Genomic DNA, 2,482 nt, shown 5'->3' with positions numbered 1-2,482 from the left:
GTCGTCCACAGCTTCACGCCGTCCAGTTCGTAGGCCGCTCCGCCGTCGACCGGGGTCGCCGTGGAGGCCAACCGCGCCGGGTCGGAGCCCACATCCGGCTCGGTGAGCAGAAACGCCGATATCGCCCCGGCGGCGCAACGCGGCAAGAACTTCTGCTTCTGCTCGTCAGTGCCGGCGAGCTTGAGCGGTTCGGGCACGCCGATCGATTGATGCGCGGACAGCAGCGCACCGAGGCTGGCATGCACGGTCGACACCAACATCAACGCCCTGTTGTAGGCGACCTGCGACAAGCCGAGCCCGCCGTATTCCGATGGGATCTTCATGCCGAAGCAACCCAGTTCGGCAAGGCCTTTCACATACTCGTCTGGAATCTGGGCGTCGCGCTCGATGACGCTTCCGTCGACGGTGTCCAGAAATTCCCGCAACTTGGCCAGGAAATCCCGAGTCTTAGCGGCCTCGTCGTCCGAGGGCTCCGGGAACGGGTGGATGAGGTCGAGCGGAAAGCGACCTAGAAATAATTCTTTGGCTAGCGAAGGCTTGTCCCAACCGCTTTCCCGGGACTCCTCGGCTAACGCTCGTGCTTGTTCTTCGCTGACCTGTGCTTGCTGTGCCATCGGACTTCCCTCACTCGAATCGGCTCCTGCGGCGATTCGACACTGAGGGTTCCCCGCCGTGCCTCGGGGTACACGCGATCAGGCGTCCAGTTCGCGAGCGACAGCCTTGACGACTTCGGAAACCCTGCGTGCGACTTTTTTGTCCGGGTAGCGACCTTTTCGCAGCTCGGGCTGCACGGCGCTCTCCAGCAGGGTGATCATGTCCTCGACCATGCCGTGCAGTTCGTCGGGGCTGTGCTTGTGTTCGGCAGGAGCTTCGCGACGGGGCCGGCTAGCCAGCGTGGGCGGCGGGTCGATGAGCTTCAGGCTCAACGCCTGCGGCCCGCGCCGTCCGGACGCGAGGCCGAACTCCACCTTCTGGCCCGCCTTCAGCCCTTCGACGCCCGCGGGCAACGCCGAGGAGCGCACGTACACATCCTCGCCGTCCTCCTGAGACAGGAATCCGAATCCCTTCTCAGCGTCGTACCACTTCACCTTGCCAGTCGGCACCGGTCTCACCTGCTTGTCTAACGGATAACCGCATAGGTCTACACAACGAAGCGCCCCGCCTGCGCAGGACGCGATGACGATCGATCCTACTCGGAACGCAGCCGGCTGAGCACCGCAGTTTCTCGGTAGGCTGGCGGCACCGTTGGAGGAGACAATGCGCCTGATTTTGAACGTCGTCTGGTTGGTCTTCGGCGGCCTGTGGCTGGCCCTCGGATATTTGCTGGCCGCCGTCATCTGCTTCCTGTTGATCGTCACCATCCCGTTCGGCTTCGCCTCCCTGCGCATCGCGTCGTATGCCCTCTGGCCGTTTGGCCGGACGATCGTCGAGCGCCCTGGGGCCGGCACCGGCTCCCTGATCGGGAACGTCATCTGGATGCTGCTGTGCGGAATTTGGCTCGCGATCGGGCACCTGGTGAGCGCGGTGGCGATGGCGTTGACAATCATCGGCCTTCCGCTCGCGCTGGCCAATCTCAAGCTGATCCCGGTATCGCTGGTGCCACTCGGCAAGGAGATCGTTCCAGTGGATCGCCCAGCGCCCTGGGCCGGCTCGGAAACGGTACGACGCTGATTTTCGGCGTGACGTACCAGTACCCGTGACCTGGGGTTAATCCCGAACCGTTATGTGAGTTCAGTCACATAACAGAATGATCACGGCACGGCATCGGCCTGATCTCGACGCGTTTAACCTGCGCAAACAGCCGACGTTCCTGGCGTTATTCGTTCTCCAAAATGCGAAACGCCGGTGTGCTCACAAAATGACTCTGCCGCTAACAGCCGCTAGCGTCGTGCGCGGGCTTACCGAGTCTCCCTGCACGGTAAGCCTTCTCGCCTATAGCGCCGAGCTCCATCCAATAGGCGAGCAACGCAAACCCGTGGATGGAGGCGGGGGACCCAATGGTCCGCCGAAATCGACCTGGAGCCGTTCGCGGCTCCTTGGGGTGAAGCCGACGCGTTTCCTTGAAGACACGACGGCCGGGCGACCTCTTCCGCCCGAACCCGACAGCTGACCTCGTAGGCGCTTCTCGAGAGGAATCAACGGGGTATGAGTGGTCGTCACCGTAAACCCACCACGTCAACCGTCAGCGTCGCCAAACTGGCCTTCACGGGCGCAGTAATCGGCGGCGGCGGCATCGCCCTCGCCGGTAACGCAGCCGCGGCTCCCGACAGCGAATGGGATCGCGTCGCCGCCTGCGAATCGGGCGGTAACTGGGGCATCAACACCGGCAACGGGTACCACGGCGGCCTGCAGTTCTCGCAAGGCACCTGGGCTGCCCACGGCGGCGGCGAGTTCGCCTCGTCGGCCAACCAGGCCACCCGCGACCAGCAGATCGCGGTCGCCGAGCGGGTGCTGGCCACTCAGGGCCGCGGCGCCTGGCCGG

Annotated in this window: 4 protein-coding genes and 1 riboswitch; of the genes, 2 read left to right on the top strand and 2 right to left on the bottom strand. The window is 64.1% G+C overall.

Features of this window, described 5'->3' with window-relative positions:
- Together WAN02_RS21385 and WAN02_RS21380 are read right to left on the bottom strand one after the other, a co-directional pair.
- Positions 1 to 614 (bottom strand): acyl-CoA dehydrogenase family protein (locus WAN02_RS21385; protein ID WP_422266221.1); only part of this gene is annotated, 614 nt, incomplete at its 3' end.
- 78 nt (positions 615 to 692) lie between these two features.
- The gene (locus WAN02_RS21380) at positions 693 to 1,103 is read right to left on the bottom strand and encodes a cold-shock protein (RefSeq protein WP_422266220.1); all 411 of its coding nucleotides are present in this window, start codon (positions 1,101 to 1,103) and stop codon (positions 693 to 695) included.
- A gap of 154 nt (positions 1,104 to 1,257) precedes the next feature.
- Here WAN02_RS21380 and WAN02_RS21375 point away from each other — a divergent pair, with 154 nt between their 5' ends.
- Both WAN02_RS21375 and WAN02_RS21370 read left to right on the top strand, forming a co-directional pair.
- Complete coding sequence (locus tag WAN02_RS21375; RefSeq protein ID WP_422266219.1) at positions 1,258 to 1,671, top strand: YccF domain-containing protein; 414 nt, start codon at positions 1,258 to 1,260, stop codon at positions 1,669 to 1,671.
- Between the two features lie 285 nt (positions 1,672 to 1,956).
- Positions 1,957 to 2,137: riboswitch (cyclic di-AMP (ydaO/yuaA leader) on the top strand.
- Positions 2,138 to 2,145: 8 nt separating this feature from the next.
- The coding region (locus tag WAN02_RS21370) for a transglycosylase family protein (protein WP_422266218.1) at positions 2,146 to 2,482 on the top strand (337 nt) is incomplete at its 3' end.

Origin of the sequence: Mycobacterium sp. (assembly GCF_049281135.1) — a bacterium.
Classification (GTDB): Bacteria; Actinomycetota; Actinomycetes; order Mycobacteriales; family Mycobacteriaceae; genus Mycobacterium.
This window is presented reverse-complemented; position numbering and strand designations above follow the sequence as displayed.

What these genes read in the sequence shown, in the direction of transcription:
- WAN02_RS21375 (WP_422266219.1), top strand. Translation starts at nt 1,258, where the DNA reads ATGCGCCTGATTTTGAACGTCGTCTGGTTGGTCTTCGGCGGCCTGTGG.